The following is a 22803-nucleotide window of genomic DNA, read 5'->3' on the forward strand; positions in this document are numbered from 1 at the left end:
GAAATCATTCGACATTCAGTCTCGGTTTTCTTGAATGAGTCTATCCACAAGTGCTTCATCTCCGACAATGTCTTCAGCTCCGCAGAAGCGCGAGACCTCCATATGGCCATCATCAAAGACATCAATCTCTGTCCGCTCGCCGACCAAATGCATCGTGACACGAATCGTGTCAGGTCGGTCGCGAGCGAGCGTGAATGGAATCTTGGCGTCCTCAAGCTTTCTCAGTAGCACGTAGAGGGAGTGGTCTGTCATGTGAGGCCTAACGTTGAGGTAAGGGGCGCGCTTTAGCGCGTCCCGCTTGACCGCCGGGTTAGGGCGGGCATGAATAAAGCAGCAATAACTGCGGTAACGTTAAAGCAAGCCACCGCGACCAATAGCCAACTGTAGGACGAAACCACACCGATAACCTGAGCGCGGCCAACACTAGCTGCATGAGAAAGGGTTGCGGTGACTTCGGGAGAGCTACACGAAGCGCAGTTGACCCCAAGCGGTACCACTTCCGCGAAGGTGACTAATGTAGGTGCAAAAGCAAGAAATATAGCCGCAGCATTAGCCAAAAGTACGATACCTATCAGGAGCCAACGCATTTAAGCCCTAACGTTGAAGCTGAGCCGCGAGCGGCGGCTTGCCGACGCGAGTCGGCTCGAGCGACTGGTTAGGCCTAGCGCCACTCGCGGGCGAAATCACGTTGCCCTTGCACTTTTGAAGCGCCAGTTCAATAACCCTTTCGTGAATCGAGTATGCATAGGCAACATGCTCGCAGCCACCTCCGATCTCCTTGCCACCGTTCGTTGCAACGCAGTGCTTGTACAAGGATTCCTGGTACTCAGCGAAGAACTTGTTTTTGCATTCCTTCACCTTCCCAGTCGTCGCGTTCGATTCATTGATGATCTCCATCGTCCGTTCGGGGGTGTACTTCTCCCTCGGGATTTCGGGACTCTTTGGGCCAGCAAAGGTCAGCACTGGCAAGAGCAACATGACCAGTAGTGCACTGCGGTTTCTTGTATTCATGTCCTAGGCCTAACGTCAAAATTAAGCAGCTGGCCTACGCTGCAATTAAATAAAGAAGCCGCACGTTCCGGCCAGTCTGCTTGAATGCCATGTTAGGCGTATTACCATGGCACAAAAAAATACGTTATGAACGCAGTCATTAAAGGGGCGAGGTCCCTTTAATTAAAAAATGCGCAATTAACCGTGGTCCGTCCCCAGTTTCTCGTGGTCTCAGTTTCTCAATCGCGGTGCACTTGCAATGGCAAACGAAAGGTCGTTAGCTGCTCTGGCTTGCGAATACAAGGCGATACATCCCTAGGCCAATCCACCACCCGCCCCATAGCCACACTGGCAAGAAAAAGATGCTGCCGCCTTGCTTTGGGAGAGCAAGAGCCGCTCGCCAGGAGTTTTCACCTCTCTGGATTAGCCGCCATGTCACATCCATTGCCACGAGCAAGACTCCTGTTACGACCAGGGAAGCTTCGTGAGACAAATGCAGTGCAGATGAAGCCATGGCCGGAATACCCAAGCCCACAAGCAACAGTGCGATTCCGATGAAATTTATGAGGATCATTTTTAGCCCGACGGGAAATATGCGATGCCTAACGCCGAGCTAAGCGGCAGTTTTTAAGTTGCGGTTTTGTGGAATACTTTTGCGCAGCAAAACCACAAAACTGCGACTTAAAAACTGTCCAGCGCACGAAGTGCGCGATGCTTCAGCGATTTGTTATGTGTTTTTTCCGTGGAACCGTTCCCATGCCAAACTTTCGATTTTGCCAGTTAACTCTTGCCCAGATTCGTCTAGCAGTTTATACATTTCTTGGTGGCGGCTTATAGAGGCGCTGCCTTCAAGACCAAGAAGAACTGTATACAAAGCGTCAGTGAGTGCTTCAGATACAAGCTCTTTTGTTAATTCAATTTGACTTGCACTAAAACCTGCAGCTTGCAAGCGCGAAAGCCTGGATATTTCCGACCCTTCAGAAAAGTAGCCTTCTCCGATGTATTCTTTAAGCTCTTCAAATTCTTTGACGAATACTTCAGGTGTCACGGCCGACTCCAAAAAATTAAATTTCTACGCTACTTTTGAGACAGAATACTCTAACGCAAGCTATTAAATTTTATGCTCCAAAAATTCTTTGCTTCAAAGATATTATTTCAGTAGAGCTTCACATAACGTTGAAGGTAAGGGGCTGGCTGGAAGTGGGCGAAGCCCGCTGTAAGCCAGTCCCGCTTGACCGCAGTGTTAGGCCTGTTGCTCACGCGACACAAACCTCAAGGGATCTTGCACTAGCGACCATTGTGGAAGATAGACTCGCCCAAATGGTGGAGATTGGAGCATGACGCCAGGCTCTTCAACATTGATCGCCTTCATTTCTTCTGGTGTGGTGACGATGAACTTGACCGTCCCCAGAGTGCGGCCATTCTCAAGGAGCACGGAATCTCCAATCATGATTTCTGAGCCGTCTTGATATTTAAACATTTGCGTATTCACCGAAGGCCTAACGTTTGACATAAGGGGCGCGCTTTGGCGCGTCCCGCTTGATGGACGGGTTAGGCATTGCTAGTCACTTTCCCCAAAAGGGGTGAACTGGATGCTGTAGCCATAGGGTTTTTCGCTGGGCGGATCTACAGGCTCAGTTTCATATACCTGCACATTGCCAGTTACCTCAAAGCCTAACCGTGACCCAATAACTCTAAGCATATCTGCTGATTGTTCAGTGGATAAAGCCCAAGTTTTCATGCCCATAAACGCTGAACCTTGAGGGCATGAAAAACCATCTTTAAGCTCACCGACAACACCTTCTCCTATTGCTGTGAAATGCTTAAAAGGTGTTTGAAGTTTTCCATAGCGGAGCTTTAGTTTCCAATTGTCCTCAACCATTTATGTTCAGCCTAACGTTAAAATTAAGCAGCTGGCCTACGCTGCAATTGAATAAAACAGCCGCACATTCCGGCCAGTCTGCTTGAATGCCATGTTAGACGTATTGCCGCTGCAAAAAAATAAATAAGCACGCCACGAAAATAGTAATTAACCGTGGTCTGTCCCCGGTTTCTGCGATTTTCATCCATTCCTGCGCAGCCACTTTTCGCGCGCGTACCGAGCCATGGAGGAGTCGGGTTCCGCACTATCGAGGCTGCGACCGTTCACGGTAAGGCCGAATGCGGAAGCCCGCACTGCGGTTTCAGCGGCACTTAGTCCCGTGACGCGTCGGACCACATCGTCCCAGCCCTTAAAGCGAGCCTTCGTCCGCTCCTCCAAGATTTGGTGCGCAACGTCGGCACTCAATCCCTGCAACCCCGCAAGTTGCAACTCGGTCGCGCTGTTGATCTCTACAGTCTCGATGGGCGCTGCTTCAGCTGCGGTCCATTGCCGTTCGCGCTCTGTGCGCGCCTCGGCTTCAGCTTTCGCCTCAAGGCTAATCTTGCTTTCCGAGACGCGGCGCTCAAATTCCGCCTGCCGCGCGGCCTTCGCTTCGGGTGTGTTGGCAGCTTCCCACAGTGCTTTCTGCTCGGCCAATACTTTGGCAGATTGCTTCGTAATGCAATTGTAGCGACGATCAATCTCATAACCATCTTCCATCGCCTGATTGCGCCGTTCTACCGTACGGAGCGGTTGGCCTTCGCATACAGCAAGATAGTCAGCAGAGGGCTGGGAAGGCTTGCATGCCACAGCCGCAACGGCAGCGATCAGAAGCGAAGCTCTTGGTATTATTTTCATGTCAGTCGATGTGCCATATGGTGTTGCTGCTGCCTAACGTGGAAGTGAGGGGGCGCCGACCGCAGGGAGGGAAGCCAGCTTACTGGCCATCCCCTCGACTGTAGGGTTAGACGCGCTTACGGGCGACATATTGCACCAATAAGAATGCTGATACTGCGACCTGGATAGCAAAAGAAAAGAGCGCAATGACCCCGCCGTATTTGAGATCACCCCAAAGCCGAAAGAATAGACCGAGATAGAAGAGTGATGCGAGACCACAGACGATTTCTGCCGAATTGATCGCTATCTTTTTTACTCTTGTCACGGCAAATCGACGAAGTGCCCAGAAGCACAAAGGCCAAACAAAAAGCGTAACGAGCACAACTTCATTAATGTCTTCAAGGCGTACCTTTTCGTAAGGAACAAACACCTCGGTTGTTGTGCTTCCCTGTGCATTAGCATTTTGTGTAGGTGGCATCTTTGCCGTGCACTGACACAAAGGCAGGAAAAAACAGGCCAAGACAACAATGGCAATGGAACGCTTGATGTTCTCGGCAGTGAGCATGGGTAAGCGTCTAACAATATGTAGACACCCTAAAACGGCAGATAAACCACCGTCTTGGGTGTATAAAAACGCTGCGCCTTCTTTAAATACCTTCCTAGGCGCGGCCTGAGATATTTTATGCCGATATACTACACCCGATTAAACGGAGACTTCCACCTTGTTCGCGCTGTTGAATCAGGTTGGCAATCGATTGTGTAAATCGTGCTGCAGCCTGGTTAATCAGGTATGGCAGGGGTGGGGGTTTGCTTCTTCGGGCGGTCTGACTAATGTCATCTTTGCTATGGTGCCGTGTGCGTAAACGGTTTGATTATTCTGCTAATGGCCGGACTTGATTCGCAACACAGATAAAAGCAGTTCATTACTCCTCCGGCTGGGCTTTGGGCGTGATTTCCTCCAGCCGGGTTTCAATAAACTGGTAATAAGCGGTTTGCATCACAAGGCGGGTGGCCCGCACGATGCAGATGCCGCGAGAATCGTGCACGGTAAACATGCGCATGGCTTGGTATTGCTTGCCAGCCAGGATCAGCATGCCGCTGTGGCCACGGCGGTGGTTTGCGGTAAGGCTGAGCGCTGGTGTAAGAATGTCTGTGCCAAGGCTGGTCACAGGGGCAATCTGTACGGCTTCTGGTGAGCGGCCAATGAGCTCGATGCCACATTCGCTGGATAAACCGTCGCCACGCAGGCTTAGCCAGCGCACCAGCCCAATTTGCCAGTGCTGGCCACCACGGCGCAGCATCAGTATTTCGCCGGCCTGTAGGGGGTGATCTGTGGATTCGCCCTGCAGCAACAGGCCTGTTGCACTGATATTGCAAATATTCAGTCGGGCAGGCTCTGGGGCGGTTTCATCAATGTGGCCAGCAGCAAGATCCCAGCAACGGTCCCAAAGGCTGACTAATTGAATTTGTTCGCCATTTTGCCTGCGGATACGAAAGTGCTGCCGCCTTGGCTGTGCGCTCCATTCTTGCAGTAAACGGCCAATCAGCTGGATTTCATGGTGGCGGTCTTCGTGAAGATTTAGCAGCCGTTGTAATCTGCTGCTCAGCTGCTTCAGAATGCCCTGGGTTTCGATGGTCCACCAAACTTGCTGCTCTTCATCTGCCAGGGTTTGGGCGAAGCGGGGTGCTTCATCACGATCTGTCTGATAAATAAAAGCACCTTGTTCTGTGAGCGCCTGATCCCGCTGCACCAGCTCAAGAAAGCGTGCTTCTTCTTCAATAATTTTAAACAGAATCGCCATTTTTTGGGGCTCAAGACGATTACTTGCGCTGATGCCCAGTAGCATGATTTTGCGGTAGAGCGTGCCGGGGGTGCTGCCATTTTTCAGGCTGCGTTTTGCCCAGCCCAATGCATGGATATCGGTAAAGAGCTGATGGCAGCTGCGCCAAAAGCCCGGCGGCAAAGGGGTTCTGTTGCGTGAATACAGGCAGGCCAGTTGCCATGCGCTTTCTAAAGCATGGCCAAAGGCCTCCAGTCGGGGGCGGCTGCTGGTAAAAAGGCCGGTTTCGGTACTTCTGAGTAAGGCCGTGCGGATAAATCCTTGCATCAGTTCCTGTAGCAGGTAATGGCTGAGTTGTCGGGTGTGCACATCAGAATGGCCGGGTTTTTCAAGCTGGGGCAAAAGCAGCAGGGTAGATTCAAAGCATTGCAGCAGCGCCGTGCTTAGCCGGTGTGGATCGTTTTCATGGCGAAGTGCAAACAGGGTTTCATGCTGGCGCCGGGCTGAGTGTTCCGGGGAAGGGGGTGGATAGTTTAAAGCGTCTTGATGGGCTGCAAATGGGGAAGAAGCAAGCGTTGGCATCGTGATCGGACATGCTGGGTATAAGTTAGAACGGCATCATACCCCGTGAGCATTCTTGGCTTATATTTTTTGGGATTATTACCAATAAAATTGAAGAAAGAAATATAAAGGCAAAAGCACTATTTTGCTTTCACAAATCTGTGCTTCGTGTGCTGTTTGCTATCGGCTGGAATACAGTATGGTTTTTTTGAGAATGGGTGTTATTTAACACTTGGCAAGGGCTAGTTTTCAATTATAATGAGAACAGTTATCAGTCTGAGAGCTGCCATGTACGTCTGCATCTGTAATAGTGTTACTGACAAAGCAATCCACAAAGCTGTGGCCGGTGGCGTACGCACATTTGCCCAATTACAAGCACAAACTGCGGTTGCCACCTGCTGTGGTAAGTGCACCAGCTGCGCCAAACAGGTGATGGCCGATGCACTCAATGCCCAGCCTGTGCCTCAGGTCATCCGCTGGGTGCCTCAGCTGGCCGCTGCTTAAAGCCGGTTTTAAGCCGAGCTGCTCAGGCTGATCGTAAAGCGTGCGCCACCCAGATCAGATTGATCCACCCAAATCCTTCCTTTATGTAAAGTTACTGCTTTTTTAGCAATGGCTAACCCCAGTCCAAAGCCTCCGCTTGCCCGATCACGGCTTCTATCTAGGCGATAAAATGGCTCGAATATATGTTCGCGCTCATTGGCCGGGACGCCTGGCCCATCGTCTTCAATCCTAATATCAACACCGCCGCTGGCATTGCTGAGTGTGGATATTCTGATTTTTTGATTGGCATATTTAGCCGCGTTACGTAATAGATTGCTCAGTGCACGCATCAGCAATTTGGGATCGCCGGATATGGTGCTGGTTTCTGAATGCAGTGAATGGCTCATTTCTTTCTCTTGCAACAGATGGCTCAATGAATTGATGACCTGATGCAGGGCCTCCGCTGTATTTACACTTTGCATGGGCAGGGCTTGTTGCTGCTCAATTTTCGCAAGGCTTAATAATTCACTGACTAAATCATTTAATTCATGTAAATCATTTTCCATTGAAGTAAAGCGCGGCTCCAGCTGTTTGTTATTGGCATCGTTTTTAAGCAGCTCAAGGCCAAATTCCAGCCGTGCAATTGGGGTGCGTAATTCATGGGAAACGGAATGCAGTAATTCACGCTGTGAATCAATCAAGCGTTGAGTCCGGTCAGCCATTAAATTCATGCATTGTGCCAAGGGGTAGACTATGGCGCTTTTTCTGGCTTTTGCCCGACTGGATAAAAGGCCTGAGCCAAATTCATTTGCTGTTTTAGAAAGAGATTGCAATTCACGCCAGTGCAGATGTGCCCAGATGCCGCAGATAAGCAGCAGAAGTAAAAAAATAATGCTGTATTGAAAGCGTTTTATTTTAGTAATTATAGGGTCACGGTCTTCTTTGTCTGTAACATAAATAACTTGGTTTGAGCTACCAGAAAAGGTTGAATTATCTGTGTCTACCCGGCGGAAATAGGCCTCGCTTCTAAAATCTACAACTACTTTTCTATCCAGTAATCTTTGCAGATTACGTGGAGAAATTAAGGCTTTTGCCCGCTCAAGCGGGATCAGTTCATAACTGTGATTGGATTTTTTTTGTAGATTTTTAAAGCGGCTTAGCCAAAGCTGCCCAACACTATTGTCTAGATATTGCTCAACCAGAAAAATTTGCGCATTGGCATCTTTGATAGAAAATTGTTCTATTTGCTCTGCATAAAACTGATTGGTCAGATAGCTGAGTACTTGCGTTAATGAAAAGGTAACGGCGGTAATTAATATAAAGATGCGTAAATAAATTCTCCACATGGTGGCTTACTCCCAGGCTGAAGGGCTGAATAAATAGCCTTCACCCCATACTGTTTTTATTTTCTCTGAATCATGATCATTAAATTTGCGGCGTAAGCGCGAAATACTATTGTCGATACTTCTATCCATGCCATCAAATTCAATGCCCCGCATGGATTTTAAAATATCATCGCGTGATAAAACGCGGCCTGCGGATTCGGCCAGTAAGAGTAATAGTTTGAATTCTGAATTGCTTAAAGAAGCATTTTCATTTTTCCAGCGTACGCTGCGGTCGGTTTTGGAGATTTCCAGGTCGCCAAAGTTGAGCGGAGCATTGGAGTTGCTTTGTTTTCCTGCGCCGCGCCTTAATAGGGCCCGTAAGCGAGCAAGTAAAATACGTGGCTGGATAGGCTTATTGACATAATCATCCGCCCCCTGCTCTAGGCCGGACACCTCATCAAACATATCTTCGCGGGCAGTTAGAATTAAAATAGGCACGCTGCTGATTTCACGAATCTGCCGGCATACCACCATGCCATCTAAGCCAGGTAGCATTAAATCGAGCACAATAATATCGGGCAGAGTTGCCTTGTAGTGGGCAAGGGCCGTATCCCCACGCCCAATAATCTCTACCTTAAACTCATAGCTGCTGAGGTACTCCTGAATGAGCGCCGCCAGCTTAGTATCATCTTCTACCAGCATTAACCTGAACATTGTTTACCCTTGGCTTGATATGCAATCGGTATTGTACAAGCGCTTGCCAGTGATGGCTTGGGGAAAGACACTTCATTGCAAAGATCTACATTTTCTATACAAACTTCTTTAGCTTTTACTTATGTACAATTTGTTGACAATTTATAGACAGCTAATGGGGGAACTTTTAATCGTCGGGCTTTAATATGGCTTACTTTCATAAAGCGAGCAGGCATGATGCGTCATATTATTACCTTCGTTTCTCTGTTAATGGTTGCGCCCCTCTATGCGGCAGATCAGCCTAAAGATGAATCTAAAATTACGCTTGCGGTGGGGATGGCTTATGGCCCAGAGTTTGTGGGGGCAAAGAATAATAAGATATTCCCTCTCTTATATGTGGATTATCAGGCTGCAAATGGTTTTTTTGCAGGCATGCGTGGTATTGGCTTTCAGGCAGAAAAAGGTATTTTCGATGGCAGTATTGCATTGGCTTATGGCGGCAGTCGTGGAGATGATATTGCTAATGTCTCCGATACGAAAAGTAAATTTAAGGGTATGGGCGATATTAAAAACTCGGCGTTATTAAATTTAGAGGGGGGCGTTAATTTATGGGATGTGGCGCATTTATCGCTGGGCGCAGAATTAAAGCTTAATCACAGAGAAAATGGCAATGCTTATCATGTGACGCTGGCTGTGCCTGTGTATACCACCGAGGCAAATCAAGTCTCAATCAGTGCCTTTGCTCATTATGCCGACGCTAAATATGCTCAAACCTATTATGGCGTGACTGCAGCGCAAAGCCTAGCTTCTGATTATAAAATATATTCGCCTAAGGCCGGTTTTGATGCGGCTAGCTTAACCCTGACATGGAATCATCAATTTGATAAGAATTGGGGTATTTCTTCTTCCGTGGGGTTGAAGCGTTTGTTAAAGAATGCTGAAAATAGCCCTTTAACAGAATCAAAAACGAATCCTTCTGCTTCTCTTGCTCTTGGCTATTCATTCTAAATACAATGGTCGTGATGCGTGAGGGTTAAAATGAAACAACGAATCCTAGGTTTCGATTTGGCCCGTGCCTTGGCTATTTTTGGAATGGTGATTGTTAATTTTAAAATAGTTATGCATGCCCAAGCCAGTGAAAATGCGGCATGGCTTAATATCGTTAATGTCATTGATGGCCGGGCTTCTGCCTTGTTTGTTATTTTGGCCGGAGTAGGTTTGTCATTGCTTGCCCGGCAGTTTTCTGGTGATTTAGTGGCTTTGGCGGGTGTCCGTAAAGTGCTGTTAAAGCGTGCAGGTTTTTTATTTGTGCTTGGGCTTTTGTATATTGAAATCTGGCCTGCAGATATTTTGCATTATTATGGCATGTATATCTTGGTGGGTACTTTATGCCTAGTGCTGGCTAGCCGCTATATTATGGCTTTGATTGTTTTACTGTTAATTATTTCTACAACATTGTTTGTTATGCTGAATTACAGCACGGCGTGGGATTGGAAAACTTTGTCGTATGCTGATTTGTGGACCATACCCGGTTTTATTCGCCATTTGCTTTTTAATGGCTTTCATCCTGTTTTGCCATGGCTGGGTTTTTTATTGTTGGGCATGGTGATCGGGCGGCAAAATTTAAGCCATGTTGCCATACGTGAACGATTGTTTTTATTGGGTTTGTTTGCGGCGGTGCTGGCCGAGTTGATTGTATTGTTTTTGCCTTATGCATTACTGATGGGCATGCCTTCAGCTTATGGCGTCTTTTTTAGTACCGTGCCCATGCCGCCTTTGCCGCTGTATTTTATCGGTGCGGCGGGAAGTGCCGTCGTAATCATTACGCTTTGCGTGGCTTTGGGTGAAAAGTTTGGGCAAAAGTCGTGGCTGATGCCCTTTGTATACACCGGCCAGCTGGGGCTGACTTTTTATCTGGCGCATGTCATTTTAGGCATGGGGCTGCTGGAGTCTCTGGGCATGCTGGAAAATCAATCTTTAGCTTTTTCTGTATCGAGTGCGCTGCTGTTTTGTGTGCTGGCCGTGGTGTTTGCAAGTTACTGGCGTAAGTCTTTTTCGCAGGGGCCATTAGAAAACATGTTGCGACGGGTGAGTCGCTGAACCTTGCCTGATGTTAGTTAAATAAAGATGTGATGAGGAGGTGAGCAGTGCAATACATTCTTTCGGTCTTATTGGTGCTCAGTATTTCTTTGAGCTTTGCAGGGAGTGCGCGGGCGGAGAGTGTGGCAAAGGCGCATGAGGCGGCTAAGTCGTGGCTGGGGTTGCAGGATGAAGGTGATTACGCTCGCAGCTGGGAGCAGCTTTCTGATCATTTGCACGAAACAATGAGTAAGCGTAAATGGGAGGAGGGGGCGGTATCGGTGCGTGCCCGTTTGGGTAAAGTGGTTTCGCGCCGGTTTAAATCAGCAGAATTCACCCACACTGTGCCTAGTTTGCCTGAAGGCGATTACCTTGTTTTGCAGTATGAAAGTCAGTTTGAAAATAAAATTAAAGCCATTGAAACGGTTGTGCCATTTCGGGAAAAGAATGATAGCTGGCGGGTGATGGCCTATTTTATTAAGCTGAAAGGCTGATCTCTGGATTGAAAGTCAATTAAGCGGAAATAGGGCAAGCCTTTGGGCTTGCCCTTGTTGCGTATTTAATTAAGCAATTAATTTCTCTAACGCTTTTTCATAAATCGCAGAAAGCTTAGGTAAGTCTTCAACTGCCACACATTCATTTAGTTTATGTATGGTTTTGTTGATCGGCCCAAATTCAACCACTTCCGGGCAGTATTTAGCAATAAAGCGCCCGTCGGATGTGCCGCCTACCGTGTTAAGGGCGGGTGTTTTGCCGCAGACTTCGCTCACTGCATCGCGCATGGCATCGATCAGCTGGCCGTGGTCGGTTAGGAAAGGCTCGCCAGAGAGTGCCCAGTCAATTTCATATTCAAGCTGATGTTTATCCAGAATGGCATGCACTGTGGCTTTGAGCGAATCGGCCGTGCTGGCGGTGCTGAATCTGAAGTTAAACAAAGCATCAATGGTGCCGGGGATGATATTGGTTGCACCTGTGCCGCTATGAATATTGGATACCTGCCATGTGGTCGGCGGGAAGTATTCATTACCTGTATCCCATACTGTGCTGGCCAGTTCTGCTAGGGCTGGGGCGAGCAGGTGAATCGGGTTTTTGGCCAAGTGCGGATAGGCAATATGGCCTTGTACGCCGTGCACAATCAGGTGGCCGGAGAGCGAACCACGACGGCCATTTTTGATGGTGTCACCAAATTCTTCAGCTGAAGTGGGCTCGCCTACGATGCAGTAATCAATTTTCTCGCCACGTGCTTTCAGCGCCTCAATGACTTTAACTGTGCCGTGATGCGCGGGGCCTTCTTCATCAGACGTGATCAAAAAGGCGATCGAGCCCTTAGGGTTTGGGTTTTTAGCCAGAAACTGCTCGCTTGCCGTTACAAATGCAGCAAGGGATGCTTTCATATCGGCTGAGCCACGGCCAAACAGATGGCCATCCCGAATGGTGGGGGCGAATGGATCAGAGTGCCAGCGCTCCAGCGGGCCGGTAGGCACAACGTCAGTATGGCCTGCAAAGACCAGTACAGGGCCGCTGTCGCCAAAGCGCGCCCACAGATTGTCTACATCTTCAAAACGCATATGCTCAATACGAAAGCCGATGGCCGATAGGCGGGCGGCCAGCATATTCTGGCAGTTGGCATCATCCGGGGTGACAGACGCCTGGCGTAATAATTGTTGGGTCAGTGCAAGAGTGGGGTCGTTCATTGCGGTGGTTCAGTCTCTAAAAAGGGATGCGTAGACTTCGGGTTTGAAGCCGACCGTGATCGTACCATTGTTGTCGAGTACCGGGCGCTTAATGATTGAGGTTTGCATTATCATTAAAGCGATTGCGGCCTCTTTATTATCGATCGAAGCCTTGGTGGCGTCGTCTAATTTTCGCCATGTTGTGCCCTGGCGATTGAGTAGGGTTTCCCAGCCCACTTGTGTAATCCATGCTTCTAAAAGCGGAGCGCTGATGCCTGATTTTTTATAATCATGCCATTCAAAATCATGGACTTGCCCGCTGAGCCATGTTTTTGCTTTTTTTACGGTGTCGCAATTGGGAATGCCATAGAGCTTCATTGCTGTTGTCTTCCTGATGGGATGGGGGATTTTACAACAATGGGGCGGGGCGGGCGATGTGATATCGCCCGCAGGATGAAATACCGCTGAAGAGATTGTGCAGGCAGTACGGTTCAGATTAATGCAGTGAAATATCGAAGGACATATCCGGTGCGGTGTCGGGTTTGTCGTCCGGTTTACTGTTCTGGTGCTCGGTAAGGGGCTGAGCGTTATTGACCAGCCAGGAGAGGTTAGTGGCCGAATCGGCGCTTTTCAGTGCTTCGTCCAGCTCAACTTCGCCATTACGGTAGAGCTTATAAAGGGCTTGTTCAAAAGTCTGCGAGCCTTCCGAGAGGCTTTGTTCCATGGCCTGTTTGATATCGCTCAGTTCGCCTGCGCGAATGAGTTCCGAAATGCGAGGGGTGTTAAGCAGCACTTCAACTGCGGCAACCAGCTTGCCTTCTTTGTTTTTAACCAAGCGTTGCGAAACAATGGCTTTGAGCGAAGACGATAAGTCATAGAGCAAAGCTTCGCGTGATTCTTGCGGGTAAAAATTGACGATGCGGGAGAGCGAGTGGTAGCTGTTATTGGCGTGCAAAGTAGAGATGCACAAATGGCCCGCTTGCGCGTATTGCATCGCATGCGTCATGGTTTCGCGATCGCGGATTTCACCAATCATCAGCACATTGGGTGCTTCGCGCATCGCGTTTTTCAGGGCTTCATGATAACTCTTAGTGTCGATGCCGATTTCACGCTGATTGACCAGCGATTTCTTGTGCTTATGCAAAAACTCGATTGGGTCTTCCATCGTTAAAATATGGCCTGCATGGTTCTCATTGCGATGATTCAGCATGGCGGCCATGGTGGATGATTTACCCGAGCCGGTTGCCCCTACCACCAAAATGATGCCGTGTTTCTCCATAATGAGATCTTTAAGAATGGGAGGAACACGCAGCTCTTCAAAAGAGGGGATGTTGCTGCGAATATAGCGTGCCACCATTGATACTGAGCCGCGCGCTCTGAAGATATTAATCCGAAAACTGCCTACCCCGGCAACAGGGTAGGCAAAGTTCATTTCCAGTGTGTTTTCAAACTCTGCAATCCGCTCTGGCGTCATTAACTGATAGGCTAATTGCTTCACATGCTCAGGGGCTAAAACCTGATTGTTGACCGGATAGCACTGGCCATCAATCTTGATCACAATCGGCGACTGAGCTGCAAGAAAAAGGTCTGAAGCATTACGCTCCGCCATCAGTTTAAAAAACGGCAAAAGATTCATGAAAAGCTCATTTAAGTTGGGCGCAATTCGCGTCTCAGTATTTTACCCACATTTGACTTAGGCAGGCTGTCCCGAAACTCCACTTGTCGCGGTATTTTGTAGTTGGTGAGGTTCTTTCTGCAGTGGGCAATAATGTCGTCTTTGCTGAGATTAGGGTCTTTCTTTACAACAAAGATTTTGACGGCTTCACCAGAGCGCTCGTCGTCTACACCGATGCAGGCCACTTCTAAAACGCCTGGGTGGCTGGCAACTACATCTTCAATTTCGTTGGGGTAAACATTAAAGCCGGAGACCAGAATCATGTCTTTTTTGCGGTCAACCAAGCGGAAAAAACCGGTTGAAGACATGATGGCTACATCGCCCGTGCTGACAAAGCCGTCTTTGCCTAAAACTTTGGCAGTTTCATCAGGGCGCTGCCAGTAGCCGGCCATTACTTGTGGGCCGTGAATAAATAATTCGCCCGCTTCGCCAGGCGGCAATACTTTGCCTTCTTCATTACGCACTTCGCCGATGGTCGATGGAATCGGCAGGCCGATCATGCCGTTAAATTCGGGCAGATTCATCGGGTTCATCATGGCTGCGGGCGATGTTTCGGTCAGGCCGTAGGCCTCAATCAGGCGTACGCCCGTGGTTTTTACCCAGCGGTCTGCTACCGCGTGCTGCACAGCCATGCCGCCGCCGAGTGCTAGTTTCCATTTGCTAAAATCCAGTTTGGCAAAATCGGCGTGGTTAAGCAGTGCATTGAATAGTGTATTTACACCGGTCATGCAGGTGACCGGGTATTTGCCGATTTCCTTGACGAAGCCAGGAATGTCACGCGGGTTGGTGATCAGCAGGTTGGTTGCGCCAATTTTAGAGAACACCATGCAGTTGGCGGTGAGTGAAAAGATATGATAGAGCGGCAGCGCCGTCACGATCATTTCCGTGCCTTCGTCCACTAAAGGCGCAATCCAAGCGTGGGCCTGTTGCATGTTTGCGACAATATTGCCGTGGGTGAGGATGGCACCTTTGGCGACCCCTGTTGTGCCACCCGTGTATTGTAAGAAAGCAATGTCACTATGGTCTAGCTCAACGGGCTGCGCTTTTTTCTTGCCGCCTGCGCTGATTGCATCGTTAAAACGAGTGTGACCGGGTAAGTTAAAAGCCGGCACCATTTTTTTGATATGTTTAACGACTGCATTCACAAGCAGACGCTTGGGTAGGCTAAGCCTGTCGCCAATTTCAGTTAGCAATACGTGTTTTACATCGGTGCTGCCAAGGATTTCTTCCAAGGTATGGGCAAAATTAGCCAGAATCACAATGGCCGCAGCGCCAGAATCTTTAAGCTGATGCTGAAGTTCTCGCGGTGTATAGAGTGGGTTGACGTTCACCACCACCATGCCTGCCCGCAAAATGCCGAAAATCGCGATAGGATACTGCAGCAGATTAGGCAGCATGACCGCTACGCGAGCGCCACGGGGGAGTTTTAAATCGTGCTGCAAATAGGCCGCAAATGCCGAGGATTGCTGATCCAGCTCGGTGTAAGTGATTGATTTGCCCATATTTAAAAATGCGGGGCGATCTCCAAACCGCTCAACTGAGCGAGCAAGCACCGCGGGGATTGCGGCAAATTCAGTCATGTCAATTTCCCGGGGAACACCCGGTTGATAGCTTGCCCACCATGCTTGATCCATCTATCTTTCCTCGGTTTGTATTACACGTAAATTTCACTACTCTAGTGTGCAAGCGTCAAGCTCACAAGTATCTATGTTCCCTGTTTCGTTAAATGATTGTTTCTGTTACAATCCCGCCTTCTTCGGTTAAAAGGCCGGAGAAGTGGTAAAGAAATGGGCGCAGTTTTGCAGCCCATTTTTTGTTTGTGGCGATCCTGTATCGTGTTCCGAGTGTTGTTTTGCAGAAAATGCGGCGACATTCGCTGGCTGAGTCATTGTGGATATTTGCAGCGAAAATGCAATTGGATATACAGCGATGTTTGGCTGGATGAAGCAGATATTGCCTTTGTATTTGGCCAGATAAGTGGCAAAGGAATGTATGGCAGCAAATATGCAGGACGTGCTGGAAACCACCCTGCCAGGTCTCGGGTACGAACTCGTAGATCTGGAGCTTGCGCGAAATGGGTTGGTTCGGGTCTTTATTGATAAGGAAGGCGGTATCAATGTGACGGACTGCGTTACGGTCAGTCACCACCTTGAGCGGCTTTTTATTGTTGAAGGCGTGAATTACGAGCGGCTGGAGGTTTCATCCCCTGGGCTGGATCGTCCAATTGTAAAAGCCGCTGATTTTGTGCGCTTTGCCGGGCAGGTCGTGAAAGTGAAGCTGCGTTTGCCGTTACCGGATAAACGTAAAAAGCTCGTTGGTGTTTTGCTTGGGCTAGAAAATGATGTGGTGCGCGTAGAAGTCGATGGACAAGAGCTATCCCTGCCGCAATCACAAATCGACAAGGTGCGGCTGGAGCCGCAGTTTTAAGAACTAATCAGCCTAGAATGTTCGGGTTGTTTGCCGGAGGGGTAGTGAGATGAGCCGGGAAATTCTGTTGCTGGTCGACGCGCTGGCGCGTGAAAAGAACGTAGAAAAAGATGTCGTGTTTGGTGCATTAGAAATGGCACTGGCTTCGGCGACCAAAAAACGCTACGAGGAAGACGTGGATATCCAAGTGGATATCGATCGTGATAGTGGTGATTATCGTAGCTTCCGCTGCTGGACAGTGGTTGAAGACAATGATCACGAAGAGCCTTCTCGTCAGATAGCGATTACTGATGTTCCGGAATATGATCCAGAGCTGAAAGTGGGCGAAACATGGATGGTAGAGCTTGAGGCGATTGAATTTGGTCGCATCGGTGCGCAAACCGCCAAGCAAGTGATTTTGCAAAAAATCCGTGATGCAGAGCGTGAACAAAATCTGAATGATTTTCTGCAACGCAGCGAGTTTATTGTTTCAGGCAATATCAAACGGATTGAGCGTGGCAGTGCCATTCTTGAGCTGGGTAAGCTGGAAGCCGTATTGCCGCGTGACCAGATGATTCCTAAGGAAAACTTACGGGTTGGCGATCGCGTTAAAGCGTTCCTGCTGCGTGTGGATCGTTTGGGTCGTGGCCCTCAACTGGTGTTGTCGCGTATTTCCAGCGAATTCATGACCAAGCTCTTCGAAATGGAAGTGCCTGAGATTGAAAATCAGCTGATTGAAATCAAGGCGGTAGCACGGGATCCGGGTGCGCGTGCCAAGGTGGCGGTAAAATCGAACGATGCACGTGTTGATCCTCAGGGTACGTGTATTGGTGTGCGTGGTACGCGCGTCAATGCGGTAACGAATGAGCTGGCAGGTGAGCGCGTCGATATTGTGTTGTGGTCGCAGGATCCGGCGCAATTTGTCATTAACGCCCTGTCTCCGGCTGAAGTGAACTCCATCATGCTTGATGAAGAAACACACAGCATGGATGTGGTGGTGGATGAAGATAACCTAGCCATGGCCATTGGTCGTGGTGGTCAGAACGTGAAATTGGCGGCCGAGCTGACAGGCTGGAAAATCAATATCATGACCGTTGACCAAGCTCAGCAAAAACATCAGGAAGAGTTCGCCAATGTGCGTCAGCTCTTTATTGATGTGCTGGGGGTTGACGAAGAAGTGGCGGACGTTCTTGTAGAAGAAGGCTTCACCACGTTAGAAGAAGTGGCTTATGTGCCGATTGCTGAAATGCTTGAAATTGAGGCCTTCGATGAAGATGCCGTCAATGAGCTGCGTACTCGTGCCCGTGATGCCTTGCTGACGCAAGCCATTGCCCGCGAAGAAAAGCTTGAGCATCAGGCAGAAGACCTTAAAAGCCTTCAGGGAATGACACCAGAACTTGCTGCCTTACTGGCTGATAAAGAGGTTCATACCCGAGACGAACTCGCCGAACTAGCCGTCGACGAGCTGATAGAAATGACCGGAATTGATGAAGAAGCTGCTAAGCAACTGATCATGAAGGCGCGCGAGCACTGGTTCGCCTAACGCTCGGGAGAGAAATGCATGAGTGAACTCAATGTCAACCAATTTGCGGTAGAGCTTAAAATGGCACCGCAAGAGCTGCTGGAGCAATTCCGTGCAGCAGGTGTGAATAAATCGAGTGAAGTAGATGTGGTTACTGCAAGCGACAAAGCGTGTCTGCTCGATCACCTGAAAAAGAAACATGGCGGTGATGGTGATAAAAAAATCACTGTAATCCGTAAGCAAAATACTGAGATTCGTAAAACCGACTCAACAGGCAAAGCAAAGTCAATTCCTGTTGAAGTGCGTAAAAAGCGTGTTGTTGAAGCATCGGCTGCTGCTGATGTGATCGCTGCTGCGCCGCGTGCTGCTGAGCCTGTTGCGGCTCCTGCTGCTGCAGGGCAAGTGATTGATGATGCAGAGCGCTCGTCCCGCGAAGCACAGGCCCGTCGTCAGAATGAGCTGTTTGCACGCCAGGCGGCAGAAATGCGCGCCAAGCAAGGTGGAAAAGCGCCTGCTGAAGCGCCTGTTGCGGCTCCAGCTCCTGTTGCAGCACCTGCACCTGCACCTGCACCTGCACCAGCGCCGGTTGCGAAGCCTGCTCCGGCTCCAGTTGCTAAACCAGCTCAGCCTGCACCTGTACCGGCTCCAGCCCCGAAACCTGCTCCTGCTCCGGTCGCTGCGAAGCCTGCTGCGCCAGCACCAGCAGTGACACGTCCTTCGCCGGGCGCTTCGCAAGCCAGTCACCCGGATCGCCCGCGTGTAGGTATGCGTGTTGAGCTGCGTAAGCCGCGCAATGAGCCAATGAAGGCGCCAGAGCCAGTTGCACCGGCTCCTGCGCCAGCACCAGCTCCTGCTCCGGTTGCCGCACCAGCACCTGCTCCGGCAGCGAAAGCAAAACCTGCTGCCAGCCCAAGCAGCGCTTCTCCTGCAGCAAAACCAGGCGATAAAAAGCCTGCTGCTGCGCCAGGTAAGAAAGAGCCTTGGAGCGATGGTCGTGGTAAGAAAGGTATTCGCAGCCGTGGTGGCGATACAGGTAATGACTGGAAGAGCAAGAAGGGTGGTAAAGGCCGTCAGGCTGCAGCTAACCCAGATAATGCACACGGCTTCCAAGCCCCTACTGACAAAGTAGTGCATGAAGTGATGGTTCCGGAAACGATTTCCGTGACCGATCTGGCGCATAAAATGGCGGTGAAGGGTGTTGAAGTTGTTAAGGCACTGATGAAGATGGGCATGATGGTGACCATCAACCAGGTGCTGGACCAAGAAACAGCGATGATTATCGTTGAAGACATGGGCCACACACCAATGGCCGCCAAGCTGGATGATCCGGAAATTTATCTGGGCGATGGCACTGCGGTTGAACATGTACTCTTGCCGCGCGCTCCGGTTGTTACGGTGATGGGTCACGTTGACCACGGTAAAACATCCTTACTGGATTACATCCGTACCGCCAAAGTGGCGTCGGGTGAAGCCGGTGGTATTACCCAGCATATCGGCGCGTACCATGTGCAAACCGAGAAAGGCATGATCACCTTCCTGGATACCCCAGGTCACGAAGCGTTTACTGCGATGCGTGCCCGTGGTGCCAAGCTAACCGATATCGTCGTGCTGGTCGTTGCTGCTGACGACGGCGTGATGCCACAGACCATCGAAGCGATTGCTCACGCGAAAGCCGCCGGTGTGCCGATTGTGGTTGCGGTGAACAAGATTGATAAGCCTGAAGCAAATCCAGAACGCATCCGCCAAGAGCTGGTGACACACGAAGTTGTGCCGGAAGACTGGGGTGGTGACGCGATGTTTGTTGATGTCTCGGCCAAAAAAGGCTTGGGTATTGATGACTTGCTGTCTGCTATTCTGTTGCAGGCCGAAGTACTTGAATTGACTGCAGCTGAAGATGCACCTGCGAAGGGTATTATCATCGAAGCGCGTCTGGACAAAGGTCGTGGTCCGGTAGCTTCCATGCTGATTCAATCAGGCACCTTGCGTAAGGGTGATGTGATTCTTGCTGGTCAGGTATCGGGCCGCGTTCGTGCGATTATCGACGAACATGGTAAGTCGATTACTGAAGCGGGTCCTTCGATTCCGGTTGAAATTCTGGGTCTGTCGGATGTGCCAGCGGCTGGTGAAGACGCGATGGTGCTGACTGATGAGAAGAAAGCGCGTGAAATTGCGCTGTTCCGTCAGGGTAAGTTCCGCGATGTGAAACTGGCTCGCCAGCAAGCATCCAAGCTGGAAAACATGATGGCGCAAATGACAGAAGGCGAAGTTCGCAATCTGCCTATCATCATCAAGGCCGACGTACAAGGTTCTGCCGAGGCGTTGTCACAAAGCTTGCAAAAACTGTCTACAGACGAAGTGCGCGTGCAGATTCTGCACAGTGCTGTGGGTGGTATCAGTGAATCTGATATTAACTTGGCGCTGGCTTCTAAAGCGGTTGTGGTTGGTTTCAATTCCCGTGCAGATGCAGCGGCGCGTAAGCTTGCCGAGGCCGAAGGCGTGGATATCCGTTACTACAACATCATTTACGATGTGGTTGATGACGTGAAACTGGCTCTGTCAGGCATGCTTGCTCCGGAAAAACGTGAACAAATCATTGGTATGGTTGAGATTCGTCAGGTCTTTACTGTTTCCAAGGTGGGCACGATTGCAGGTTGTCTGGTGATGGAAGGCTTGATCCGCAGTCATGCGGGTGTTCGCTTGCTGCGTAATAACGTGGTGATTCATCAGGGTACGCTCGATAGCCTGAAACGCTACAAAGACGATGCTAAGGAAGTGAAGGCCGGCTTTGAATGTGGTTTAAGCTTGAAGAACTACAATGATCTGCAACTGGGTGACCAGCTGGAAATCTTCGAAATTATCGAAGTCGCCCGCTCACTCTAAAAATACACGCCACTTTTTCTGTTTGGAAAAAGTTGCGGTATAAATAGAAAACGGGTTGAATACGGCAAAGGCGGGCAACCGCCTTTCGCCATTTTTAAGTAGCTATAAGTGTTTGCGCCATTGAAGCCCCGCGCAAAGCTTTGGCTGGACTCTTTGCTGAGGCATGTATGGCCAAACAATTTACTCGTGCCGATCGCGTGGCACAACAAATTCAACGTGATTTAGCCACCATTATCCGCGCGGAGCTGGATCATCCGCAGGCATCTTTAATTACGATTACGGATGTGGAAGTCACACGTGATTACTCGCATGCCAATGTTTTTTATACTTTTCTTGGAACGACAGAGCAGGGTAAAGATATTGCATCTTTGCTTGAGCGCGCAAAAGGCTTTTTGCGCAGCCAGCTGGCCCGTGGCATCTCTCTATACAAAATGCCGGAATTGCATTTTGAATATGATCATTCAGTAGAACATGGCATGAATTTATCCCGCTTGATTGATCAGGCTTCCAGTTTGCCAAAAGCACCTGAAGAAGATGGCATTGATGCGGATGATGAAAATACTGCTGGCAAGGAATAATGGCTAAACGAAAGATTGATGGCGTTTTATTGCTGGATAAGCCCTTTGGTATTTCCAGTAATAATGCCTTACAAAAAGCACGCTGGTTGCTGCAGGCAGAAAAAGGCGGCCACACGGGTGTGCTGGATCCGTTTGCAACAGGTTTATTGCCTTTGTGTTTTGGCGAGGCCACTAAATTTGCCCAGCGTATGCTGGAGGCGGATAAAGGCTACCGTGCCACGATTAAGCTGGGAGAGGTTTCAACCACCCTAGATGGCGAGGGTGAAATCACCAAAAGTGGTGATGCGCCTAGTGATGCAGCCTTAATTCGTGCGGCGGTAAACGCATTTATCGGGCCGGTTACTCAAACCCCTCCTATGTATTCTGCGCTGAAATTCCAGGGCAAGGCCCTATATGAATACGCGCGGGATGGCGTGGAAATTGAACGGCAATCCCGGCAAATCACCATTTACAGCATCGATATTATTTCGATTGAAGGTGATGTGCTGGTGATTGATGTCAGCTGTTCTAAGGGTACGTATATTCGTGTTCTGGCGGAAGATATTGGTAAGGCTTTGGGGTGCGGAGCTTACTTAACCGGCTTGCGCCGTACCAGAACTGCAGGTTTTCTATTGGAAAATTCAGTTAATCTGGACGATTATAATCATGTGCCGGTTGAGGCGCGTGATGCTTATTTATTGCCTGCTGATTGCCTGCTGCTTGATTTGCCAGCCTTGTTTTTTGATACTGCAGAGTTCGAAAAAATTCGTCACGGCATGACGGTAGAGCGGGGTGGTTTGCTGCCCGGTGAGTATCGTCTTTACGCCGAAGGCGAAAGCAGGGATAATGCACGGTTCATCGGTTTGGGCGAAGTGGCCGCTGCGGCTGAGAATCCGCATGCATGGCTGCGGCCTAAACGACTTCTGTCTGGTTTGTAAAACCCAGACAGATTAAAGGGAGGATGATTGGGTTTTGGCTCGGTTTTCCTCGACGGCTCTTTATAATGTGTAAAGAAGCCTTATCTCACTGGAGCAGTAAGCATGTCCGTAACAGTTACTCAAAAAGCAGATATCGTTAAGAAGTTTCAACGCACTGAAGGCGATACTGGTAGTCCTGAAGTTCAGGTTGCATTGTTGACAGCGCGTATCAATGACTTGACACCTCACTTTAAAGCCAACAAGAAAGATCACCACTCACGTCGTGGTTTGCTCAAGATGGTTAGCACACGTCGTCGCCTGCTGGATTACTTCAAGCGCGTTAACTCTGAAGGTTACCGTGCTCTGATCGCTGAACTCGGTCTGCGTAAGTAATAAAGAAAGTCGCAGTCGCAAGACTGCGACTTTTTTGTTTTTGTATTCTTTAGAGAAGCGCCACGGACTTTCCTTGTCATTATTACGCAAGAAACCGTGGCACTTTTTTAAATAAGAACCTTCAAACCTGTCAAACAGCGGTTTCGGCGGCGGGTTGAAGAAGTCCCAGT

25 protein-coding genes are annotated in these 22803 nt (G+C 49.4%); 10 read left to right on the forward strand and 15 right to left on the reverse strand.

The window, feature by feature from the left end; all coding sequences use genetic code 11:
• Window positions 1-15 precede the first annotated feature (15 nt).
• The 9 genes from DYD62_RS09270 to DYD62_RS09310 form a co-directional block, all read right to left on the reverse strand.
• A complete protein-coding gene (locus DYD62_RS09270) occupies window positions 16-252 on the reverse strand; it encodes a hypothetical protein (protein ID WP_115227070.1) in 237 nt (78 codons plus the stop codon).
• Window positions 253-594: 342 nt separating this feature from the next.
• The gene (locus tag DYD62_RS09275; RefSeq protein ID WP_115227073.1) at window positions 595-1011 is read right to left on the reverse strand and encodes a hypothetical protein; all 417 of its coding nucleotides are present in this window, start codon (window positions 1009-1011) and stop codon (window positions 595-597) included.
• A 256-nt stretch (window positions 1012-1267) separates the two neighbouring features.
• Window positions 1268-1564 (reverse strand): hypothetical protein, encoded by a 297-nt coding sequence (locus tag DYD62_RS09280; protein ID WP_115227075.1) that lies wholly within the window; start codon window positions 1562-1564, stop codon window positions 1268-1270.
• 153 nt (window positions 1565-1717) lie between these two features.
• The gene (locus DYD62_RS09285) at window positions 1718-2038 is read right to left on the reverse strand and encodes a hypothetical protein (RefSeq protein WP_207916345.1); all 321 of its coding nucleotides are present in this window, start codon (window positions 2036-2038) and stop codon (window positions 1718-1720) included.
• A gap of 195 nt (window positions 2039-2233) precedes the next feature.
• On the reverse strand, window positions 2234-2470 hold the full coding sequence (locus DYD62_RS09290; protein ID WP_132038621.1) for a hypothetical protein: 237 nt from the start codon (window positions 2468-2470) through the stop codon (window positions 2234-2236).
• An 81-nt stretch (window positions 2471-2551) separates the two neighbouring features.
• Window positions 2552-2872 carry a hypothetical protein gene (locus DYD62_RS23810; RefSeq protein ID WP_207916348.1) on the reverse strand — a complete coding sequence of 107 codons (321 nt, stop codon included), beginning with the start codon at window positions 2870-2872 and terminating at the stop codon, window positions 2552-2554.
• 180 nt (window positions 2873-3052) lie between these two features.
• Window positions 3053-3571: a helix-hairpin-helix domain-containing protein gene (locus tag DYD62_RS09300; RefSeq protein WP_132038622.1), complete on the reverse strand. Its 519-nt coding sequence runs from the start codon at window positions 3569-3571 to the stop codon at window positions 3053-3055.
• A gap of 244 nt (window positions 3572-3815) precedes the next feature.
• Window positions 3816-4253, reverse strand: coding sequence for a hypothetical protein (locus tag DYD62_RS09305; protein ID WP_115227083.1), 438 nt, complete (start codon window positions 4251-4253; stop codon window positions 3816-3818).
• A gap of 358 nt (window positions 4254-4611) precedes the next feature.
• A complete protein-coding gene (locus DYD62_RS09310; RefSeq protein ID WP_115227085.1) occupies window positions 4612-6051 on the reverse strand; it encodes a cyclic-di-GMP receptor FimW-related protein in 1440 nt (479 codons plus the stop codon).
• Between the two features lie 267 nt (window positions 6052-6318).
• On the opposite strand from DYD62_RS09310, the gene DYD62_RS09315 reads away from it, so the two are divergent.
• On the forward strand, window positions 6319-6534 hold the full coding sequence (locus DYD62_RS09315) for a (2Fe-2S)-binding protein (protein WP_115227087.1): 216 nt from the start codon (window positions 6319-6321) through the stop codon (window positions 6532-6534).
• Between the two features lie 8 nt (window positions 6535-6542).
• On the opposite strand, the gene DYD62_RS09320 is transcribed toward DYD62_RS09315, so the two are convergent.
• Window positions 6543-7859 (reverse strand): ATP-binding protein, encoded by a 1317-nt coding sequence (locus tag DYD62_RS09320; protein ID WP_115227089.1) that lies wholly within the window; start codon window positions 7857-7859, stop codon window positions 6543-6545.
• A 6-nt stretch (window positions 7860-7865) separates the two neighbouring features.
• Complete coding sequence (locus tag DYD62_RS09325; RefSeq protein WP_207916351.1) at window positions 7866-8552, reverse strand: response regulator; 687 nt, start codon at window positions 8550-8552, stop codon at window positions 7866-7868.
• Between the two features lie 213 nt (window positions 8553-8765).
• Here DYD62_RS09325 and DYD62_RS09330 point away from each other — a divergent pair, with 213 nt between their 5' ends.
• The 3 genes from DYD62_RS09330 to DYD62_RS09340 are packed head-to-tail and all read left to right on the forward strand — an operon-like array spanning window position 8766 to window position 11104.
• Window positions 8766-9539 carry a MipA/OmpV family protein gene (locus DYD62_RS09330; RefSeq protein WP_115227091.1) on the forward strand — a complete coding sequence of 258 codons (774 nt, stop codon included), beginning with the start codon at window positions 8766-8768 and terminating at the stop codon, window positions 9537-9539.
• A gap of 30 nt (window positions 9540-9569) precedes the next feature.
• Window positions 9570-10631 (forward strand): DUF418 domain-containing protein, encoded by a 1062-nt coding sequence (locus DYD62_RS09335; RefSeq protein ID WP_115227092.1) that lies wholly within the window; start codon window positions 9570-9572, stop codon window positions 10629-10631.
• Between the two features lie 47 nt (window positions 10632-10678).
• Window positions 10679-11104 carry a DUF4019 domain-containing protein gene (locus tag DYD62_RS09340; protein WP_115227093.1) on the forward strand — a complete coding sequence of 142 codons (426 nt, stop codon included), beginning with the start codon at window positions 10679-10681 and terminating at the stop codon, window positions 11102-11104.
• A 69-nt stretch (window positions 11105-11173) separates the two neighbouring features.
• Here DYD62_RS09340 and dapE read toward each other — a convergent pair whose 3' ends face one another.
• The 4 genes from dapE to DYD62_RS09360 all read right to left on the reverse strand — a co-directional run bounded on the left by dapE (window position 11174) and on the right by DYD62_RS09360 (window position 15592).
• The gene (gene dapE / locus DYD62_RS09345) at window positions 11174-12304 is read right to left on the reverse strand and encodes a succinyl-diaminopimelate desuccinylase (RefSeq protein ID WP_115227094.1); all 1131 of its coding nucleotides are present in this window, start codon (window positions 12302-12304) and stop codon (window positions 11174-11176) included.
• Between the two features lie 9 nt (window positions 12305-12313).
• Window positions 12314-12661 carry an ArsC family reductase gene (locus tag DYD62_RS09350; protein WP_115227095.1) on the reverse strand — a complete coding sequence of 116 codons (348 nt, stop codon included), beginning with the start codon at window positions 12659-12661 and terminating at the stop codon, window positions 12314-12316.
• A 118-nt stretch (window positions 12662-12779) separates the two neighbouring features.
• Window positions 12780-13919 carry a PilT/PilU family type 4a pilus ATPase gene (locus DYD62_RS09355; protein ID WP_115227096.1) on the reverse strand — a complete coding sequence of 380 codons (1140 nt, stop codon included), beginning with the start codon at window positions 13917-13919 and terminating at the stop codon, window positions 12780-12782.
• Between the two features lie 11 nt (window positions 13920-13930).
• Window positions 13931-15592, reverse strand: a complete 1662-nt coding sequence (locus DYD62_RS09360; protein ID WP_115227097.1) for an AMP-binding protein — start codon at window positions 15590-15592, stop codon at window positions 13931-13933.
• A 358-nt stretch (window positions 15593-15950) separates the two neighbouring features.
• On the opposite strand from DYD62_RS09360, the gene rimP reads away from it, so the two are divergent.
• The 6 genes from rimP to rpsO all read left to right on the forward strand — a co-directional run bounded on the left by rimP (window position 15951) and on the right by rpsO (window position 22633).
• Window positions 15951-16385: a ribosome maturation factor RimP gene (gene rimP / locus DYD62_RS09365; RefSeq protein ID WP_099399233.1), complete on the forward strand. Its 435-nt coding sequence runs from the start codon at window positions 15951-15953 to the stop codon at window positions 16383-16385.
• A 49-nt stretch (window positions 16386-16434) separates the two neighbouring features.
• Entirely contained in the window at window positions 16435-17907 is a 1473-nt protein-coding gene (gene nusA / locus DYD62_RS09370; RefSeq protein ID WP_099399234.1) for a transcription termination factor NusA, read from the forward strand.
• Window positions 17908-17925: 18 nt separating this feature from the next.
• Window positions 17926-20766 carry a translation initiation factor IF-2 gene (gene infB / locus DYD62_RS09375; protein WP_115227098.1) on the forward strand — a complete coding sequence of 947 codons (2841 nt, stop codon included), beginning with the start codon at window positions 17926-17928 and terminating at the stop codon, window positions 20764-20766.
• A gap of 167 nt (window positions 20767-20933) precedes the next feature.
• Window positions 20934-21344 carry a 30S ribosome-binding factor RbfA gene (gene rbfA / locus DYD62_RS09380; RefSeq protein WP_115227099.1) on the forward strand — a complete coding sequence of 137 codons (411 nt, stop codon included), beginning with the start codon at window positions 20934-20936 and terminating at the stop codon, window positions 21342-21344.
• A complete protein-coding gene (gene truB / locus DYD62_RS09385; protein WP_115227100.1) occupies window positions 21344-22261 on the forward strand; it encodes a tRNA pseudouridine(55) synthase TruB in 918 nt (305 codons plus the stop codon). Before rbfA ends, truB begins: the two co-directional genes overlap by 1 nt.
• 102 nt (window positions 22262-22363) lie before the next feature.
• Window positions 22364-22633 carry a 30S ribosomal protein S15 gene (rpsO, locus tag DYD62_RS09390; protein ID WP_099399238.1) on the forward strand — a complete coding sequence of 90 codons (270 nt, stop codon included), beginning with the start codon at window positions 22364-22366 and terminating at the stop codon, window positions 22631-22633.
• The last annotated feature ends 170 nt before the right edge of the window (window positions 22634-22803 follow it).

This window comes from Iodobacter fluviatilis, from assembly GCF_900451195.1.
GTDB classification, from domain to species: Bacteria; Pseudomonadota; Gammaproteobacteria; order Burkholderiales; family Chitinibacteraceae; genus Iodobacter; species Iodobacter fluviatilis.

What these genes read in the sequence shown, in the direction of transcription:
- DYD62_RS09270 (WP_115227070.1), bottom strand. Translation starts at nt 252, where the DNA reads ATGACAGACCACTCCCTCTACGTGCTACTGAGAAAGCTTGAGGACGCC.
- DYD62_RS09275 (WP_115227073.1), bottom strand. Translation starts at nt 1,011, where the DNA reads ATGAATACAAGAAACCGCAGTGCACTACTGGTCATGTTGCTCTTGCCA.
- DYD62_RS09280 (WP_115227075.1), bottom strand. Translation starts at nt 1,564, where the DNA reads ATGATCCTCATAAATTTCATCGGAATCGCACTGTTGCTTGTGGGCTTG.
- DYD62_RS09290 (WP_132038621.1), bottom strand. Translation starts at nt 2,470, where the DNA reads ATGTTTAAATATCAAGACGGCTCAGAAATCATGATTGGAGATTCCGTG.
- DYD62_RS23810 (WP_207916348.1), bottom strand. Translation starts at nt 2,872, where the DNA reads ATGGTTGAGGACAATTGGAAACTAAAGCTCCGCTATGGAAAACTTCAA.
- DYD62_RS09300 (WP_132038622.1), bottom strand. Translation starts at nt 3,571, where the DNA reads ATGGAAGATGGTTATGAGATTGATCGTCGCTACAATTGCATTACGAAG.
- DYD62_RS09305 (WP_115227083.1), bottom strand. Translation starts at nt 4,253, where the DNA reads ATGCTCACTGCCGAGAACATCAAGCGTTCCATTGCCATTGTTGTCTTG.
- DYD62_RS09310 (WP_115227085.1), bottom strand. Translation starts at nt 6,051, where the DNA reads ATGCCAACGCTTGCTTCTTCCCCATTTGCAGCCCATCAAGACGCTTTA.
- DYD62_RS09315 (WP_115227087.1), top strand. Translation starts at nt 6,319, where the DNA reads ATGTACGTCTGCATCTGTAATAGTGTTACTGACAAAGCAATCCACAAA.
- DYD62_RS09320 (WP_115227089.1), bottom strand. Translation starts at nt 7,859, where the DNA reads ATGTGGAGAATTTATTTACGCATCTTTATATTAATTACCGCCGTTACC.
- DYD62_RS09325 (WP_207916351.1), bottom strand. Translation starts at nt 8,552, where the DNA reads ATGTTCAGGTTAATGCTGGTAGAAGATGATACTAAGCTGGCGGCGCTC.
- DYD62_RS09330 (WP_115227091.1), top strand. Translation starts at nt 8,766, where the DNA reads ATGATGCGTCATATTATTACCTTCGTTTCTCTGTTAATGGTTGCGCCC.
- DYD62_RS09335 (WP_115227092.1), top strand. Translation starts at nt 9,570, where the DNA reads ATGAAACAACGAATCCTAGGTTTCGATTTGGCCCGTGCCTTGGCTATT.
- dapE (WP_115227094.1), bottom strand. Translation starts at nt 12,304, where the DNA reads ATGAACGACCCCACTCTTGCACTGACCCAACAATTATTACGCCAGGCG.
- DYD62_RS09350 (WP_115227095.1), bottom strand. Translation starts at nt 12,661, where the DNA reads ATGAAGCTCTATGGCATTCCCAATTGCGACACCGTAAAAAAAGCAAAA.
- DYD62_RS09355 (WP_115227096.1), bottom strand. Translation starts at nt 13,919, where the DNA reads ATGAATCTTTTGCCGTTTTTTAAACTGATGGCGGAGCGTAATGCTTCA.
- DYD62_RS09360 (WP_115227097.1), bottom strand. Translation starts at nt 15,592, where the DNA reads ATGGATCAAGCATGGTGGGCAAGCTATCAACCGGGTGTTCCCCGGGAA.
- rimP (WP_099399233.1), top strand. Translation starts at nt 15,951, where the DNA reads ATGGCAGCAAATATGCAGGACGTGCTGGAAACCACCCTGCCAGGTCTC.
- nusA (WP_099399234.1), top strand. Translation starts at nt 16,435, where the DNA reads ATGAGCCGGGAAATTCTGTTGCTGGTCGACGCGCTGGCGCGTGAAAAG.
- infB (WP_115227098.1), top strand. Translation starts at nt 17,926, where the DNA reads ATGAGTGAACTCAATGTCAACCAATTTGCGGTAGAGCTTAAAATGGCA.
- rbfA (WP_115227099.1), top strand. Translation starts at nt 20,934, where the DNA reads ATGGCCAAACAATTTACTCGTGCCGATCGCGTGGCACAACAAATTCAA.
- truB (WP_115227100.1), top strand. Translation starts at nt 21,344, where the DNA reads ATGGCTAAACGAAAGATTGATGGCGTTTTATTGCTGGATAAGCCCTTT.
- rpsO (WP_099399238.1), top strand. Translation starts at nt 22,364, where the DNA reads ATGTCCGTAACAGTTACTCAAAAAGCAGATATCGTTAAGAAGTTTCAA.